The sequence below is a fragment of the Streptomyces sp. NRRL F-5126 genome (genome assembly GCF_000721265.1).
Classification (GTDB): domain Bacteria; phylum Actinomycetota; class Actinomycetes; order Streptomycetales; family Streptomycetaceae; genus Streptomyces.
This window is the reverse complement of sequence record NZ_JOFZ01000008.1, coordinates 71392-88770: the sequence shown is the minus strand read 5'-3', so window position 1 is coordinate 88770 and position 17379 is coordinate 71392. Positions and strand designations below refer to the sequence as shown.

13 protein-coding genes are annotated in these 17379 nt (G+C 73.7%); 10 read left to right on the top strand and 3 right to left on the bottom strand.

The annotated features are described in order from the left end of the window. The first annotated feature begins 223 nt into the window (after positions 1-223). From IH48_RS0118390 to IH48_RS0118375, 4 genes are read left to right on the top strand one after another with little or no spacing between them, the layout of a single operon-like run. Complete coding sequence (locus tag IH48_RS0118390; RefSeq protein ID WP_078849837.1) at positions 224-1183, top strand: ABC transporter ATP-binding protein; 960 nt, start codon at positions 224-226, stop codon at positions 1181-1183. After that, on the top strand, positions 1180-2124 hold the full coding sequence (locus IH48_RS0118385; RefSeq protein ID WP_234434310.1) for an ABC transporter permease: 945 nt from the start codon (positions 1180-1182) through the stop codon (positions 2122-2124). Before IH48_RS0118390 ends, IH48_RS0118385 begins: the two co-directional genes overlap by 4 nt. After that, positions 2121-3032 (top strand): ABC transporter ATP-binding protein, encoded by a 912-nt coding sequence (locus IH48_RS0118380; protein ID WP_030905260.1) that lies wholly within the window; start codon positions 2121-2123, stop codon positions 3030-3032. The genes IH48_RS0118385 and IH48_RS0118380 overlap by 4 nt, the downstream gene beginning before the upstream one ends. A 38-nt stretch (positions 3033-3070) precedes the next feature. Next, the gene (locus IH48_RS0118375; RefSeq protein WP_030905257.1) at positions 3071-3790 is read left to right on the top strand and encodes an ABC transporter permease; all 720 of its coding nucleotides are present in this window, start codon (positions 3071-3073) and stop codon (positions 3788-3790) included. A gap of 96 nt (positions 3791-3886) precedes the next feature. Here IH48_RS0118375 and IH48_RS0118370 read toward each other — a convergent pair whose 3' ends face one another. Next, a complete protein-coding gene (locus IH48_RS0118370; RefSeq protein ID WP_078849836.1) occupies positions 3887-5305 on the bottom strand; it encodes an MFS transporter in 1419 nt (472 codons plus the stop codon). A 216-nt stretch (positions 5306-5521) separates the two neighbouring features. Between IH48_RS0118370 and IH48_RS0118365 the strand changes: the two genes are divergently transcribed. Next, a complete protein-coding gene (locus tag IH48_RS0118365) occupies positions 5522-8179 on the top strand; it encodes an alpha-L-rhamnosidase (RefSeq protein WP_037842594.1) in 2658 nt (885 codons plus the stop codon). A gap of 30 nt (positions 8180-8209) precedes the next feature. Here IH48_RS0118365 and IH48_RS0118360 read toward each other — a convergent pair whose 3' ends face one another. Next, complete coding sequence (locus tag IH48_RS0118360; RefSeq protein ID WP_030905249.1) at positions 8210-9256, bottom strand: 2-oxoacid:ferredoxin oxidoreductase subunit beta; 1047 nt, start codon at positions 9254-9256, stop codon at positions 8210-8212. Beyond that, a complete protein-coding gene (locus IH48_RS0118355; RefSeq protein WP_051840204.1) occupies positions 9246-11114 on the bottom strand; it encodes a 2-oxoacid:acceptor oxidoreductase subunit alpha in 1869 nt (622 codons plus the stop codon). The genes IH48_RS0118360 and IH48_RS0118355 overlap by 11 nt, the downstream gene beginning before the upstream one ends. Before the next feature lie 392 nt (positions 11115-11506). On the opposite strand from IH48_RS0118355, the gene IH48_RS36300 reads away from it, so the two are divergent. The 5 genes from IH48_RS36300 (at position 11507) to IH48_RS0118330 (ending at position 17186) form a co-directional block, all read left to right on the top strand. Continuing rightward, positions 11507-11833 (top strand): DUF6059 family protein, encoded by a 327-nt coding sequence (locus IH48_RS36300; RefSeq protein WP_030905242.1) that lies wholly within the window; start codon positions 11507-11509, stop codon positions 11831-11833. Between the two features lie 140 nt (positions 11834-11973). Beyond that, on the top strand, positions 11974-13803 hold the full coding sequence (locus IH48_RS0118345) for an AMP-binding protein (RefSeq protein WP_030905239.1): 1830 nt from the start codon (positions 11974-11976) through the stop codon (positions 13801-13803). 4 nt (positions 13804-13807) lie between these two features. Further along, the gene (locus tag IH48_RS0118340; RefSeq protein ID WP_037842499.1) at positions 13808-15592 is read left to right on the top strand and encodes an acyl-CoA dehydrogenase; all 1785 of its coding nucleotides are present in this window, start codon (positions 13808-13810) and stop codon (positions 15590-15592) included. Further along, positions 15589-16503 (top strand): 4'-phosphopantetheinyl transferase family protein, encoded by a 915-nt coding sequence (locus tag IH48_RS0118335; protein WP_078849878.1) that lies wholly within the window; start codon positions 15589-15591, stop codon positions 16501-16503. The genes IH48_RS0118340 and IH48_RS0118335 overlap by 4 nt, the downstream gene beginning before the upstream one ends. Positions 16504-16580: 77 nt before the next feature. Beyond that, positions 16581-17186 (top strand): response regulator transcription factor, encoded by a 606-nt coding sequence (locus IH48_RS0118330; protein WP_030905230.1) that lies wholly within the window; start codon positions 16581-16583, stop codon positions 17184-17186. Positions 17187-17379 lie beyond the last annotated feature (193 nt).

Here is a 17379-nt window from a genome sequence, read left to right as displayed (position 1 = left end):
GTGGCCGGTTGCGGCACGCCCCTCGGCCCACAGGGGGCCGGTCCGCCGGGGCGGGGATCACCGAGGCACACGCCATCCGGGCGCGGGGGCCCAAGGGCCCGCGCGAACTGCCGCGCGTCCTTCTCGTGGCGCGGTCCCTAGGGGCGCGTACGACCCGAGGCTGATGCCGAGACCGGCGGCAAGGCTGACGTAGTGCGCCGCGCGTCCCACTAGCGTCTGTCGGGTGACTCCTGTTATCGCGACCGAAGGTCTGAGCAAGCGGTTCCCCCGGGTGACCGCGCTCGACCGGCTCTCCTTGGACATCGGGCCCGGTGTGACCGGCCTCGTCGGCTCCAACGGGGCCGGCAAGTCCACGATGATCAAGATCCTTCTTGGTCTCTCACCCGCCACCGAGGGCCGCGCCGCCGTGCTCGGGCTCGACGTGTCCGACAGCGGCGCCGCGATCAGGGAGCGGGTCGGGTACATGCCCGAGCACGACTGCCTGCCGCCCGACGTGTCGGCCACCGAGTTCGTCGTCCACATGGCGCGGATGTCGGGGCTGCCGCCGGCCGCCGCGCGCGAGCGCACCGCGGACACGCTGCGCCACGTCGGGCTCTACGAGGAGCGCTACCGCCCCATCGGGGGCTACTCCACGGGCATGAAGCAGCGCGTCAAGCTCGCACAGGCCCTCGTGCACGACCCGCGGCTCGTCCTCCTCGACGAGCCGACGAACGGGCTCGACCCGGTCGGCCGCGACGAGATGCTCGGGCTGATCCGCCGCGTGCACACCGACTTCGGCATCTCCGTACTGGTCACGTCCCACCTGCTGGGCGAGTTGGAGCGCACCTGCGACCACGTCGTCGTCATCGACGGCGGGCGGCTCCTGCGCTCCAGTTCCACCAGCGACTTCACGCAGATGACCACGACGCTCGCCATCGAGGTCACCGACTCCGACACGCACCCCGACGGCACGGCCGCCGTGCGGGACGGGCTCGCCGCGGCGGGGGTGACGCTGCTTTCGGCGAGCGAGCCGGGGCTGCCGGGGGCCGGGCACATCCTCCTCGTCGAGGCGGCCGGTGAGCAGACGCACGACATCGTCCGCGACACCGTTGCGGGCCTCGGCCTCGGCCTCGTACGCATGGAGCAGCGGCGCCACCACATCGCCGAGGTGTTCCGGGAGCAGAAGGAAGGAGTCCCCGCATGAGCGGCACGAGCGGCATCAAAGGCAGCGAAAGCGCGGTGCCCGTCCAGGCCGGTACGGGGGCCGGGCGCGGCGACAGCCGGATCCACAACATCGGGTACCGGAAGTACGACGGCGCGCGCCTGGGGCGCGCGTACGCCCGCAGGTCCCTGTACACGCAGTCGCTGCGCGGGGCCTACGGCCTCGGCAGGTCGGGCAAGTCCAAGGTCCTGCCGATGATCCTGTTCGCGGTGATGTGCCTGCCCGCCGCGCTGATCGTCGCCGTCGCGGTGACGACGAAGGCGAAGGACCTGCCGGTCGACTACACGCGCTACGCGATCCTGCTGCAGGCGGTCATCGGGCTGTTCCTCGCCGCGCAGGCGCCCCAGTCCGTCTCGCGCGACCTGCGCTTCCGCACCGTCCCGCTCTACTTCTCGCGCCCGATCGAGCGCACCGACTACGTGCTCGCCAAGTACGCCGCGATGTCCACGGCGCTGTTCGTGCTGACCGCCGCGCCGGTGCTCATCCTCTACATCGGCGCGCTGCTGGCGAAGATGGACTTCGCCGAACAGACCAAGGGGTTCGGGCAGGGGCTCGTCTCCGTCGCCGTGCTGTCCCTGCTCTTCGGCGGCATCGGCCTGGTGATGGCCGCGCTCACCCCGCGCCGCGGGTTCGGCGTCGCCGCGGTGATCGCGACGCTCGTCATCTCCTACGGCGCGGTCTCCACCGTCCAGGCGATCGCGTGGAGCCAGTCCACCACCACCGCGGTCGAGTGGCTCGGCCTGTTCTCGCCGATCACCCTCATCGACGGTCTCGGGACCGCGTTCCTCGGCGCGAGCTCGTCCTTCCCGGGCGGCGAGGGGCCCGGCGCGGGCGTCGGCGCCGTCTACCTGCTCGTCATCCTCGGACTCATCGCCGGTTCGTACGGAGTCCTCATGCGCCGCTACCGGGAGGTCGGGCTGTGACCACGATCGAGATCGACCACGCCTCACGCTGGTTCGGCAACGTCGTCGCCGTCAACGACGTCACGATGACGATCGGCCCGGGCGTCACCGGGCTCCTCGGCCCCAACGGCGCCGGCAAGTCCACCCTGATCAACATGATGGGCGGCTTCCTCGCCCCGTCCACGGGGACCGTCACGCTCGACGGCCGGCCGATCTGGCGCAACGAGGACGTGTACCGGCAGATCGGCATCGTGCCCGAGCGCGAGGCCATGTACGACTTCCTGACCGGCCTCGAATTCGTCGTCGCGAACGCCGAGTTGCACGGCCTCGGCGAGCGCGAGGCGCACGCGGCGCTCGCCACCGTCGAGATGGAGTACGCGCAGGACCGCAAGATCTCCACGTACAGCAAGGGCATGCGGCAGCGCGTCAAGATGGCGTCCGCGCTCGTCCACAACCCGTCCGTGCTGCTGCTCGACGAGCCGTTCAACGGCATGGACCCGCGCCAGCGCATGCAGCTGATGGAGCTGCTGCGCGGGATGGGCGAGCAGGGCCGCACCGTGCTGTTCTCGTCGCACATCCTCGAAGAGGTCGAGCAGCTCGCCTCGCACATCGAGGTGGTCGTCGCGGGCCGGCACGCGGCGAGCGGCGACTTCCGGCGCATCCGCCGCCTGATGACGGACCGGCCGCACCGCTACCTCGTACGCTCGAGCGACGACCGGGCGCTGGCCGCCGCGCTCATCGCGGACGCGTCCACCACCGGCATCGAGGTGGACCTGAGCGAGGGCGCGCTGCGCATCGAGGCCGCCGACTTCGGGCGGTTCACGACGCTGCTTCCGCAGGTGGCGCACGCGCAGTCCATCAGGCTGCTGACGGTCTCGCCGTCGGACGAGTCGCTCGAGTCCGTCTTCTCCTACCTCGTCTCCGCGTAGCCGCGGCCCATCCACCGGAAAGGAGTGTGAACGCCACCATGTACAACCCCACCGTCGCACGGCTCACCTACCGTGCCCTGCTGGGCAGGCGCCGGGCCGCGATCCTCTTCGTCCTGCCCGCCCTGCTGATCGTCATCTCGCTGGCCGTACGGGCGTTCAGCGGCGCGGACGACCAGGTCGCCTCCGACGTGCTCGGCGGCTTCGCCATCGCCACGATGGTGCCGCTGATCGGCGTGATCGCGGGCACCGGGGCGATCGGCCCCGAGATCGACGACGGCTCGATCGTCTACCTGCTGTCCAAGCCGCTGAAGCGGCCCTCGATCATCTTCACCAAGCTGATCGTCGCGATCGCCGTGACGATGGCCTTCTCCGCCATCCCGACGCTCGTCGCCGGGCTCATCCTGAACGGCAACGGCGGCCAGATCGCGGTCGCCTACACGATCGCGGCGCTGGTCGCCTCGATCGCCTACAGCGCGCTGTTCCTGCTGCTCGGCACGGTCAGCAGGCACGCTGTCGTCATCGGGCTCGTGTACGCGCTGGTCTGGGAGGCGCTGTTCGGCAGCCTGGTCCCGGGGGCGCGCACGCTGAGCGTGCAGCAGTGGGCGCTCGCGCTCGCGCAGAAGGTCGCGGGCCAGGACGCGGTGTCGTCGGACGTGGGCCTGCCGCTCGCGGTCGTGCTGCTCGTCGCCGTCACGTGCGTGGCGACGTGGTACGCGGGGCGGCGGCTGCGGTCGCTGACGCTGGCGGGCGAGGAGTAGCCCGGACGAACGGACGAACGGACGACGAACCGGGACCGCCCGGGCGCCACGAAGCGTGGCGCCCGGGCGGTCCCGTCGTTCCCCGGCCCGAGCCGGTTACCCGCGTGGGACCAGCGCCTCCTTGACGAACCAGCCCTTGCCGCCGTTGGCGCTCCGGTGGCCCGTCTGCGTCAGCTGCTGGTTGTTGGTCTCCGGCGCCCACATCAGCGACGTCACGCCGCCGATCAGCGACACCACGCCCATGAACACCATCGACCAGCTGAGCCCCAGGTGGTCGAGCGAGATCGGCAGCAGGAACGTCCCGATCGCGGCGCCGATGCGGCTGGCAGCCGACGACAGGCCGACGCCCGAGGTGCGGATCGACGTGGGGAAGAGCTCGTCCGGGTAGATGCCCGGCAGGATCGACATGACCCCGTAGCTGTACAGGTAGCCGAAGAAGCACACCGTCGCCAGCCACACCGGCACGACCGAGCCGAGCGCGACGATGAAGAGCATCAGCGCGCAGACGAACATCGGCCACACGAGGATCGTCCGGCGGCCGACACGGTCCACGAGCCACCAGCCGGTGGCCGCGCCGAGCAGCGCGATTATCGTGCCGAGCAGCGCGCCCGCCAGCGCGGAGCCGCCGAGGCCGATCGCGCGCAGGACGGTCGGCTGGAAGAAGGTCAGCGCGAAGTACGGCAGGACGATGCAGATCCAGAACACGCAGGTGAACACCGTGCGCCGGATGTAGTCCGGCGAGAAGAGCTCCCGGTAGCGGGTCTCCTCCCTCTGCTCGGAGCGCCAGTCCTCGGTGTCCATGGAAACGCCGAGGTCCTTCTCGACGATCGCGGCGGCCTCCTTCTGCCGGCCCTTGGAGATCAGCCAGCGCGGCGACTCGGGCAGGCCGTGCCGCACGAGCAGGCACAGCACGGCGGGGATCGCGCTGGCGGCGAGCGTGTAGTGCCAGGCGCCCGGCCAGTTCGTGTTGACGAGGTAGCCGATCAGGTACGCGATGACGTACCCGACGTTCCAGAGGATCTCCAGGATGCCGAGATAGTTGCCGCGTTTCTTCGTCGGCGCGAACTCCGCGAGCAGCGGGGAGCCGATCGAGTAGTCGGCGCCGACCGCGAGGCCCATGATCAGGCCGAGCGCGAACACCTGCCAGGCGGCCGTCACGAAGAACATCAGCACGGCGCAGGCGAGGAACACCGACAGGTCGATGGTGAACATCGGCCGGCGGCCGAGCTTGTCGGTCACCCAGCCGAGGACGAGGCCGCCGAAGAACGTGCCGACCAGCGTCGAGGACGAGATCAGCGAGGACCAGGTGGACGTGACACCGATGTCACGCGCCATGGCGGTGCCGGCCAGGGCCGCGGCCACCGAGGCGAAGACGAAGCCGTCGATGAACATCCCGCCGCCGGTGGCGATGGTCAGGCGCCGCAGGAAGCGCCGCGTGTGGGGGCTGGGCGCGGCCGTTTCGCGCGGGTCGCGGCCCCCGCGCATCTCATGGGGATCGTGTGCAGCTGTCGTCATCTGGTCGCCTTCCGGACTGGGGAACTATGGGTGCCTCTCCAAATCTGGCCGGTTCATTCCTGTGAATACGGTTCACGCGCCGAGACGCTGCGTGACGGGGACGCGTGACGCGGATGGCCGCGCGGGAGTGATCAAGGCCGTGGCGCCCTTTCCCGCGGCCGTGGATCTGGGCACGATCTGACACGGGGCCGTGAGCACGAGGGAGGCGTTCCTGTGGTGTCCACCGTTCTTGACGTACCGCGCGCGGAGCACCATCGGCCGGGCCGTATCGGGATCGGCGAGCGGCGGCCCCGGCTGTCGTGGACCGTCGCCGAGGCGCCGCACGGATGGGCGCAGGCCGCCTACGAGGTGAGCGTCGCGGGCCAGAGCGGCCAGAGCGTCCCGGGTGACGGCGTCGCGGGCCGGGCGCCTGGCGACGCGCCGCCGCCGTGGCTCAGCGGCCGGATCGACAGCGCCGCGTCGGTGCTCGTGCCGTGGCCCGCGCCGCCGCTCGTGTCCCGGGAGCACCGGGCCGTGCGCGTACGGGTGTGGGGCGCCGGCGAGCAGGCGCCGTCCGCGTGGAGTCCGCCGCTCGCCGTCGAGGCGGGGCTGCTGGACCCCGGCGACTGGACGGCGTCGATGGTCGGGCCGCCCGGCAAGCGCGACCCGCGGGCGTGGGAACGCGCCCACCTGCTGCGCGGCGACTTCGAGCTGCCCGCTCCCCCGGTGCGCGCCCGCCTCTACGCGACGGCGCGCGGCCTGTACGAGCTGGAGCTGAACGGCGCGGTCGTCGGCGACGACGTCCTGACCCCGGGCTGGACCAGCTACAACAGGCGGCTGCGCTACCAGACCTACGACGTGACGTCCCTGCTGCTCGACGGGGCCAACGTGCTCGGCGCGCACCTCGCGGACGGCTGGTACCGCGGCCGCGTCGGCTACGGCGGCGGCACCCGCGACGTGTACGGGGACCGCACCGGGCTGCTCGTCCAGCTCGAAGCGGTCTGCGCGGACGGCACCGGGGTCCGCTTCGCCACGGGCCCCGGCTGGCGCGCCGCGCCCGGGCCCGTGGTGCGGGCGAGCCTCTACGACGGCGAGCGCCACGACGCGCGCCTCGCACAGCGCGGCTGGTCGCGGCCCGAGTACGACGAGCGGCCCGGTCACGACCCGGCGGCGTGGCGGCCCGTGCGTGTGGCGGCCGACTTCGACCCGGCGACGCTGCGCGCCCCGACCGGCCCGTCCGTGCGGCACACGGCGGACGTGGCGCCCGTCTCCGCCGGCCTCTCCCCGTCGGGCAGGACCGTCGTCGACTTCGGGCAGAACCTCGTCGGGCGGCTCCGCCTGACGCTGCGCGGCGGCCGGCGGGCACGCGGCACCGAGGTGTCGCTGCGCCACGCCGAGGTCCTCCAGGACGGCGAGCTGTGCACGCGGCCGCTGCGGGACGCTGAGGCGCGGGACACGTACGTGCTCGCGGGGCGGCCCGAGGAGGTGTGGGAGCCGCGGTTCACCTTCCACGGCTTCCGCTACGCGGAGATCACCGGCGCGCCCGAGGGGTTCGACCCCGCCACCGACCTGACGGCCCGGGTGATCGGCAGCGACATGCGCCGCACCGGCTGGTTCGCGTGCTCGGACGACGACGTCAACCGCCTCCACGAGAACGTGGTGTGGAGCATGCGCGGCAACTTCGTCGACGTGCCGACGGACTGCCCGCAGCGCGACGAGCGCCTCGGCTGGACGGGCGACATCCAGGTCTTCACGCCGACGGCGGCCTTCCTGCACGACTGCTCGGGCATGCTCGCCTCCTACCTCGCCGACCTGGCCGCCGACCAGTACGCGGACGGCACGGTCCCGCTGATCGTCCCCGAGGTGCCGACCCCCGACTGGCTGCCCGCGTGGCCCATGGCGGTGTGGGGCGACGCGGCGGTGCTGATGCCGTTCGAGCTGTACCGGGCGTACGGGGACGAGGGTGTGCTGCGCGATTGCTACCCGAGCGCGAAGGCGTGGGTGGACCGGGTGCTCGCGGGCGGCACGGACGGCTCGGCGGGGCGCCAGCTCGGCGACTGGCTCGACCCGGCCGCGCCCCCGGACGACCCGTGGGCCGCGCGCACGGACGCGGGCCTCGTCGCGGCGGCGTACGCGGCGCGCTCGGCGCGCGTGCTCGCGGCGACGGCGGCCGTCCTGGGCGAACGCGAGGACGCGTCGCGCTACGCGGCGGCGTCCGACCAGGCGCGGGCGTCCTTCGTGGCCGCGTACACGACCGGCGACGGGCGGCTGACCAGCGACAGCCAGACCGCCTACGCGCTGGCGATCCGCTTCGACCTGCTGCCGCCCGAGCTCGCGGAGCGCGCGGGCGAGCGCCTCGCCGAGCTGGTGCGCGAGGACGGCCACCACATCGCGACGGGGTTCGCGGGAACGCCGCTGATCTGCGAGGCGCTCACGCGCGCGGGTGCGGTGGACGACGCGTACGGCCTGCTGCTGCAGCGCGGCTGCCCGTCGTGGCTGTATCCGGTGACGATGGGCGCGACGACCGTCTGGGAGCGCTGGGACAGCCTGCTGCCCGACGGGAGCGTCAACCCGGGCGAGATGACGTCGTTCAACCACTACGCGCTGGGCGCCGTCGCCGACTGGCTGCACACCCGGGTCGCGGGCCTCGCCCCCGCGGCCCCGGGCTGGCGGCGCGTGCGCGTCGCCCCGCGCCCCGGGCCGGGTCTGACCTGGGCGCGCGCCCGCCACGAGACGCCGTACGGCACGGCGGAGGTCGGCTGGCGGGTGGCGGGGCGCAGGCTCGACGTCCGGTTCACCGTGCCGGTGGGCGTGACGGCCCAGGTCGACCTGGAGGGCATGGAGGCGTACGAGGTGGGGGCGGGCACGCACAGGGCGGGCGTGGATCTGCCGTGACGGCCCCGCTCCCGCCCCGGGCGCCGGCGCCTACACCAGCCAGCTGTCCTGCCCCGTCAGCAGCGCCGTGAGGTCGCCGGGCCCGCGCTCCTCGTCCGCACGCCTCAACTGCTCGGCCATGAGCGTGTCGTAGACCGGGCGGCGCACGTCGCGGAACACCCCGATCGGGGTGCGGTGCAGCGTGTTCGGGTCGGCGAGGTGCGTCAGCGCGAACGCGGTCGTCGGGTCGGCTGCGTGCGCGTCGTGGACCAGCACGCCCGCGTCGTCCGACGGCGGGACGGGCGCCGTGGCCAGGCCGCCGGTGGCCGGGTCGCGCACGACGCCGAGGCCGCCGCCCGCGCCGAACCTGACCGGCCTGCCGTGTTCGAGGCGGATCAGCGCCTCGTCCCGGGTCTGCGGGTTCTTCAGGACGTCGTAGGCGCCGTCGTTGAAGATGTTGCAGTTCTGGTAGATCTCCACGAGCGCGGCGCCCGGGTGCTCGGCAGCCGCGCGCAGCACGCCCGTCAGGTGCGCACGGTCCGAGTCGATCGTGCGGGCCACGAAGCCGGCGCCCGCGCCGAGGGCGAGGCGCACCGGGTCGAACGGCGCGTCGAGCGAGCCGGCGGGCGACGACTTGGTGATCTTGCCCTGCTCGCTCGTGGGGCTGTACTGGCCCTTGGTCAGCCCGTAGATGCGGTTGTTGAACAGCAGGATCTTCAGGTTCACGTTGCGGCGCAGCGCGTGGATCAGGTGGTTGCCGCCGATGGACAGCGCGTCCCCGTCGCCGGTGACGACCCAGACGCTGAGGTCGGGGCGGGAGACGGCGAGCCCGGTGGCGATCGCGGGTGCACGGCCGTGGATCGAGTGCATCCCGTAGGTGCCGAGGTAGTAGGGGAAGCGGGACGAGCAGCCGATGCCGGAGACGAAGCAGATGTTCTCGCGCGCGAGGCCGAGATCGGGCAGGAAGGACTGGACGGCGGCGAGGATGGCGTAGTCACCGCACCCGGGGCACCACCGCACCTCCTGGTCGGACTTGAAGTCCTTCGCGGTCTGTTGAGCCGTGGCCCTGGGGACCAGCGTGAGCGCCTCAGACGGCATGGAGCACCTCCTCGATGGCGGCACGGAGCCGGTCGGACGTGAAGGGGAGGCCGGTCACCTGCGTGCAGGGCCTGGCGTCGACCAGGTAGCGCGCGCGGATCAGCCGGGAGAGCTGGCCGAGGTTCATCTCCGGCACGAGCACCGTGTCGTACGAGGCGAGCACCGCGCCCAGGTTCGCCGGGAAGGGGTTGAGGTGGCGCAGGTGCGCCTGCGCGACGCTGCCGCCCGCCGCGCGCGCCTTGCGTACGGCCTCCGTGATCGGGCCGTAGGTGGAGCCCCAGCCGAGCACGAGCACCCGCGCGTCGCCGCCCGGGTCGTCGACCGCGACGTCGGGCACGCTCACGCCGTCGACCTTCGCCTGCCGGGTGCGCACCATGTGGTCGTGGTTGGCGGGGTCGTAGGAGATGTTGCCCGTGCCGTCCTGCTTCTCGATGCCGCCGACGCGGTGTTCGAGTCCTGGCGTGCCGGGCACGGCCCAGGGGCGTGCCAGCGTCACCGGGTCGCGCAGGTAGGGCCAGAACGATCCGTCGGGCCTGTTCGGCTCCGTCGCGAAGACCGGTGTCAGATCGGGGAGTTCGCCGGGCCGGGGGATGCGCCACGGCTCCGATCCGTTGGCGAGGTACCCGTCGGAGAGCAGGAATACGGGCGTGCGGTACGTCAGGGCGATCCGTGCCGCCTCCAGCGCGGCGGTGAAGCACTCACCGGGCGTCGCGGGCGCCACGACGGGCACGGGCGCCTCGCCGTTGCGGCCGTACATCGCCTGGAGCAGGTCGGCCTGCTCGGTCTTCGTGGGCAGCCCCGTGCTGGGGCCGCCGCGCTGGATGTCCACGATGACCAGCGGCAGTTCGAGTGAGACGGCGAGTCCGATCGTCTCCGACTTGAGGGCGACGCCCGGCCCGGACGTCGTCGTCACGCCGAGCGCCCCGCCGAACGAGGCGCCCAGGGCTGCCCCGGCGCCGGCGATCTCGTCCTCGGCCTGGAAGACCCGCACACCGAAGTCCTTGTGCTTGCTCAGCTCGTGCAGGATGTCCGAGGCCGGGGTGATGGGGTAGGAGCCGAGGAACAGCCCGAGCCCGGACTGCCTGGCGGCGGCCACAAGACCGTAGGAGAGGGCCAGATTGCCGGTGATGGTGCGGTAGCGGCCCGCCGGGAACGCGGACGCGGCCGACGCCACCTCGTAGCTGACGGCGAAGTCCTCGGTGGTCTCGCCGTAGTTCCAGCCGGCCTTGAGCGCGTCCACGTTGGCCTGGGCGACGGCCGGCCTGCGGCCGTACTTCGCGCGCAGGAACCGCTCGGTGGTCTCGATCGGGCGGTGGTACATCCACGACAGCAGGCCGAGCGCGAACATGTTGCGCGAGCGCTCCGCGTCCTTGCGGGGGAGGCCCGAGCCGGCCAGCGCGCCCTGCGTGAGGGTGGTGAGCGGAACCGCGTGCACGGTGTGCGAGGAGAGCGTGCCGTCGGCGAGCGGGTCCTCGGCGTAACCGGCCTTGGTGAGCGCCCTCTTGGTGAAGGCGTCGGTGTCGAGGATGATCTGCGCGCCGCGCGGCAGGTCACCCAGGTTGGCCCTCAGCGCCGCCGGGTTCATCGCGACCAGCACATCGGGGGTGTCGCCCGGCGTGGCGATGTCGTGGTCGGCGAAGTGCAGCTGGAAGCTGGACACACCGGCGAGGGTGCCTGCGGGCGCGCGGATCTCCGCGGGGAAGTTCGGCAGGGTGGACAGGTCGTTGCCGAACTCCGCGGTCTGCGTGGTGAAGCGGTCCCCCGTCAGCTGCATGCCGTCGCCCGAGTCCCCTGCGAAGCGGACCACCACCCGTTCGAGACGGACCACGGGCTTGCCCGTCCCCCGCGCCGGCCGCATCTCCCGCGCGCCCTCGGGCGGCGCGCCGCCGCCCGCTCGCGGCTGTGCCGCGCGCGTGTGGTGCCCGTGCGCCGCGGGGCCCGCGGCGCCCGGGGGCTTCCCGTGCGGGGACGCGTGCGCGTTCCCGGTCTTCCTCACCTGTTCCGCCGATTCCACCAGCACCTGAATCCGACCTCCCGCCGCTCGCCCTGTGTGAACGCGGCCGACTGTGCACGAGGCGGTTAGCGCGGTCCTGGAGACCACCTCGAACCCGCCCCCCGCGCGGCCGGGCTGCCCTCCACCGGCCCGCCGCCCGGCCGCGAGCGGCGCTCCACCGGGGCTCCGGCAGCGGCCCCCATCCTCCAGGCGCCCCGGACGCGGACCGGCGTGACGGGGGCGAAGGGAGGACAACCATGGCCGCGACCGGATGGTTGCGCCAGAGCGTCGGCCGTCTCCTTCGAGCGGTGGACGAGGTACTCGTGGCGTACGGAGATCGCATGCGCGCACAGCTGGAAGTGGACGAAGGAAGGACGGCCGCGGTGCCGTCGCCCTACGGATACGGCGGGCGTGGCCGGGGCCCGGGCGGCGGCCGGGGGCCCGGCGGGCACCCGACCGGCCCGGACGGGCCGCCGCCGGGTCACCCCGAGCGGCTGTGCCCCGAACTGCCACTCACGGCCCAGGAGGTGGCCCTGATGCGGGACCTGGGGATATACGAGTGGCCGCGCGCGGGGAGCTGGTGACCCCGGCCGCGAGGCGCGGTGGGCGTGCGGCGCGAGGCGCACGGGTGGCGGCGGTCGAGCGGCCGCCGAGCCGCCGGCCGCACAGTCGTGTCAAAGGCTGCCGGGCACGACCCGGCGACGCGGACCGACGGAGTTGACCGATGACGCCATCCCGAAGCTTCACCGAAGCCCTGGCCGGGCGCTTCTCGGAGCGTGCCGACCATACCGCGCTGTGCGTCCCGGCCGCCGCCGGCGCGGACGCCGACCTCATGACGTACCGCGAACTGGCCCTGCGGGCGCGGCGCCTGGCGCGCCGGCTCGGCCCGGGGGCCACTGGGGGCCGCCCGGTCCTCGTCTGCATGGACACCGGGCCGCACCTGGCGGTGGCGGTCGCCGGCTGCCTGCTGGCGGGCGCCGTCGTGTCCGTGGTGCCGCCACCCGCGTCCTCGCGCGCCGCCAGGGAGCGCATGAAGGCGATCACCGAGGACACCGGCACGTCGCTCGTCCTGACCGAGGCGGCGCTGGCCGCCGACGTCTCCCGCTACCTCGCCGAGGACGACAGGGGCGGCTACGGCGGCGTGCTGTGCCTGGCCGTCGACGCCCCCGCACCGGGCGGCCAGGACGACGCGGACGGCGCGGATGGCCCGGACGGTCTGGACGGCGCGGACGCCCACGAGGCGCGCGTGCGGCAGCCGCCGTCCGGCGACAGCCCGGCGCTGATCCAGTACACCTCGGGCACCACGGCGGCGCCGCGCGGTGTCGTGGTGACCCACGCCAACCTGCTCGCCGCCATGGAGTCGATACGCGCGGCGCTCTCCACCGACCAGGACTCACGCATCGGCGGCTGGCTGCCCCTCCACCACGACCTGGGCCTGATCGGCCAGTTGCTCCACCCGCTGTGGCTGGGTGCGACCGCCGTCCTGGTGCCCCCCGCGCGCTTCGCGGCGCGCCCCCTGCGGTGGCTGCGGACGATCGACCAGTACGGCGTGACCGCCACGGCGGCGCCCGACACGGCGTTCGCGCGCTGCGCGGCCGAGGCGACGGACGAGGACGTGGCCGGGCTCGACCTCTCCCGGCTGTGCACCGCCGTCAACGCGGCCGAACAGGTGTCCCCGGACGCGTCGGCCGCCTTCGCCCGCAGGTTCGCGCCCGCGGGGCTGCGGCCCGACGCCCTCGTGGCCGGCTACGGGCTCGCCGAGGCGACGCTGATGGTCAGCGTGGCGGCACCGGCGGACGCCGGCGGCCCCGTACTTGAGGTCGCGGGCCCGGGCCGCGGCGCGCTGCGCCGGCGGCGGGAGGAGCACGGCGCCGACACGGCCGTGCCCGCGCCGTACCCGGTGGCGTCCTGCGGCCCCGCGCGTGGCGTCGAGGTGCGCGTGGTCGACCCGGAGACCCGCGAGGAGCTGCCGGACCGCGAGATCGGCGAGATCTGGGTGCGCGGCGGCGCCGTCTCCCCCGGCTACTGGCACCGGGCGCTGGAGAACGCCGAGACCTTCGGCCGCGCGACGGCGTCGGGCGACGGCGGCTTCCTGCGCACCGGCGACCTCGGCGCACTCGACGACGGGCGGCTCTACGTCACCGGACGCATCAAGGACGTGCTGAGCGTGGCGGGCAGGACCCTGCACCCGCAGGAGGTCGAGCACCAGCTGCGGCGCTGCGGCTCGCGATTCGCCTCGGCCGCGGTGTTCATGGCGCGGCCGCGCGGTGGCGAGCACCTCGTGGCCGTGCAGGAGGTGCGCACCTCGGGGTGCGGCGACGGGGAACTCGCCGGCCTTGCCGACCGGGTGCGGCGCTGTCTCGCGGAGGACTTCGGGGCGACGGGCTCCGTCCTGCTCGTACGGCCGGGCACGGTCAGGCGGACGACGAGCGGCAAGGTGCGGCGCTCCGTGATGCGCGAACTGTTCCTGCGCGGCGAGCTGCGGCCGCTGCACACAGAACCGGCGGCCGGATCCGGCGCCGCGGCGGCCGGCCCGCCCGTGAGGAAGGGGTGATCGCATGTCCATGCGCACACAGGCCATGACGGGGGCGGATTCCCCGGGGATCCCGTCCGCCGGCGCCGAGGCACGCGCCCGGACGCTCGAGGAGCGGCTCGGCGCGCCCGACGACCCGGGCAACCCGCTGGGCTTCGCGGCGGTGCTCGCGGCCGAGGAGCGCGGTGAGCTGGTGGCCGAGGCCGAACAGCTGCTGCACGACCAGGGGTTCGGCGCCGAGATGGTCCCCGTGGCCGACGGCGGCAGGCTGGAGCGCGCCGACGGCCTCGCCCGCGTCATCCGTCCCGTCTTCCGCCGCGACCTCGGCCTCGGCACCGGGTACGGGGTGACGTCGCTGTTCGCGGCGACGCCCGTGTGGACGGCCGGGGCGGCGGAGCAGCGCGCGGCCCTCGCGGACATCCTGTGCGGCGGTGGCCGCGCATCCGTCGTCCACCACTCCATGGCACACGGGAACGCGCTGTGGAGCGGCGAGGTGTCGGCGCTCACCACCTCGCGCGGCTTCCGCCTCGGCGGCCGCAAGGACGTCGTGATCAACGCGGCGCGTGCGCGTGCCCTGGTCGTCTACGCCCGTACGGACCCGGCGCCCGGGTCACGCAGCCACTCGGTGCTCCTGATCGACCGGGAGGCCGCGGCGGCCGGGCGGCTGCGCACGCTGCCGAGGCAGCCCACGACGGGACTGCGCGGCTGCGCCTTCGGCGGACTCGAGTTCGCCGACTGTCCGGCGCCCGCCGGCGCGCTGGTGGGCGAGGCGGGCGGCGCCGTGCCGCTCGCCCTGCGCACGTTCCAGTTCCACCGGCCGCTGTGCGCGGTGATGGTCGTCGCCGCCGCCGGCACGGTGCTGCGCACGGCGGTGCGCGCCGTCGCCAGGGACGGCGGCGGGCACATGGGCGAGCGCCACCGCCCGCTGCTCGCCGGCGTCTTCGCCGACCTGCTGGCCTGCGACAGCCTGGCCACCACCGTCCTGCGGGCGCTGCACCTCCACCCTCAGAGCGCCGACCTGGCGGCCGCCGAGGTGAAGTACCTGGTGCCCGACCTGCTGCGGGAGGACCTGGAGGAGCTGGCCACCGTGGTCGGCAGGCCCGGCCGTGCGGGGCACGCCAGGGACGCGGGCGAGGTGGACCGGGAGATGCTCGCGAAGCTCATGCGCGACCTGCCCACCGCCAGCCTCGGCCACGCCGGGACGGCCGCCTGCCAGGCGGCGGTGATCCCGCGCCTGCCGCTGCTCGCGCGCACGTCCTGGCTGCGTGCCGAGGACCCCGGGGACGCGCTGTTCCGGCCGGGCCTCGCGCTGCCGCCCCTCGCGCTCGACGCGCTCGCCGTGGCCGGCCGGTCGGACTTCCTCGCCGCCGCGCTGGCCGCCACGGCCGGCCGGCTGCGCGCCGACGGCGTCGAGCACGGGTACGGGCGGGCGCTGGGCGCGCTGGTGGCGGCCCTGCTCGGCGAGTTGGCGGCGCTGCGCGAACGGTGCGTCGCGGTGGCGCCCGGCGACCTCGGCGTGCTGTCGAGCCCGCGGATGTGCGCCCTGGCCGACCGCCACGCGCTGCTGAGCGCGGCCGCCGCGGCGCTCGGCGTGTGGGAGAGCCACCGGGGGCGGCCGGGGTTCCTCGGCGATCCCGCGTGGCTGGTGATGGCGCTGCTGCGGATCGGGCGCAGGCTCTGCCTGCCGGACCTCCCCGAACTGCCGGACGGCTGCGTCGACCGCGTGCTGGCCGAGGTGGCCGAGCGCTACCGGGGCCGCAGGAGCTACGACCTGTACGACGAGCCCGTGCAGTGGGCGGACGCGCCGTGAGACGGCTCGGGCCGGCGGGCCGCGGCGATCACGGCGACGGGAGCGGCGACGGGTACGGGGATGACAGCGGTGACGACTACGGCGACGACTACGGGGCGCGGGAGGTCGGCGAGCCGATCCTGGCGTCCGGCGCGGACGAGGCGTGGAGCCTGGTGCGCCAGTCCGTGGCGTGGCACGGCCACGCCGTGGTGTACGCGGACTGGCGTGACTGGCTGCCCAGGGTGCTTGAGGACGCGGAGCTGCGGCCGATGCTGGGCAGCCGCGACTGGCAGCGGCTGCGCGGCCTGCCCGACCCGGAGTCGAGGTCGCGCTTCGCCGTGTCCCGGCTGCTGATGCGGTGCACGGCGGGCGCGGCGCTGCAGGCGCCGCCCGGCTCCATCGACCTGGCGTACAAGCCGGGCGGCAGGCCGTACCTGCGCGGGTGCGACCAGATCGACGTGTCCCTCAGCCACACGGGCGAGTTGATCGTCGTCGGGCTCAACAGGCGCGGCAGGATCGGCGTGGACACGGAGTTGGCGAGCCGCAGGATCCGGTACGCCTCCGTGGAGCGGCAGTTGTGCACGCCCGACGAGCGCGCCCTGCTCGGCGGCCTGCCCGAGGCCGAGCGCGAGCGCGAGCTGCTGCGGGTGTGGACGCTGAAGGAGGCGTACACCAAGGCGCTGGGCCAGGGCATGCGGATGGGGTTCAACCAGTTCGGTTTCAGCCGCGGCGGCGAGTCGCTGCTGACGCCGGACGGCAGGCCCGCGTCGCGCGGCGAGTGGTCGTTCGCCACGTTCGAGGTGCTCGGCACGTACCTGCTCAGCGTCGCCTGCCACGACGTGGGGCTCGATGGCGCGGGCGACCTGGCGGTCGGCACCATGCTCGACGCGGCTTTCGTGCACGAGATCGTGGGGCTGCTGGGGGAAAAATGAAGGGGAGGCGGGAAGGTGCGGATGGTCGTTACTGCGCCATAATGTTCGGCTAGTTGGCCATTCGCGTGGGGGAGAACATGGTCAGGATTCTGATCGCCGAGGACATGCACATGCTCCGCAAGGCTCTCGTCTCGCTCCTTGAGCTCGAGCCGGACATCGAGGTGGTGGCGGAGCTCGCCTCCGGGGCCGACATCGTCCCTGCCGCCCGCGCGCTCAAGCCCGACGTGGCCGTGCTCGACATCGACCTTCCGGTGACGGACGGCATCACGGCCGCTGCCGACCTGTCCACCGCCGTGCCCGGCTGCCGCACGATCATCCTGACCAGCCTCGGCAGACCCGGCAATCTGAGACGGGCGCTCGCCGCGCACGTGTCGGGCTTCCTGCTCAAGGACACCGACCCGGACCGTCTCAGCGAGACGATCCGGCAGGTCGCGGCGGGCGAACGTGTCATCGACCCGCAACTGGCCCTCGCGACACTCGACTTCGGCGGGTCACCGCTCACCGACCGCGAGGCCGAGGTGCTGCGGCTGGCCGCCGAGGGCATGGAGGCCGCGCAGATGGCGTCCCGCCTGCACCTGTCGACGGGGACGGTGCGCAACTACCTGACGAACGTCGTCACGAAGCTGAACGCGCGCAACCGCGTGGACGCCATCCGCATCGCCAGGGACGCCGGCTGGCTCTGAGAAGCTGTTGTCTTGCCCCCTGCGGGGCCCGAGTCGCCTGGCACAGCCATCTCCGGCGTTGTCGTCAGTCGCCGACTCCCCCAACCTTCGGCCGGGGGTACCCCCACCGCGTCGACTCCCTCCTCCGCCTTGGATCTGACAGCACCAGCCCCCTCGACCTCATCCCACACTGGGCAAGACAACAGCTTCTGAC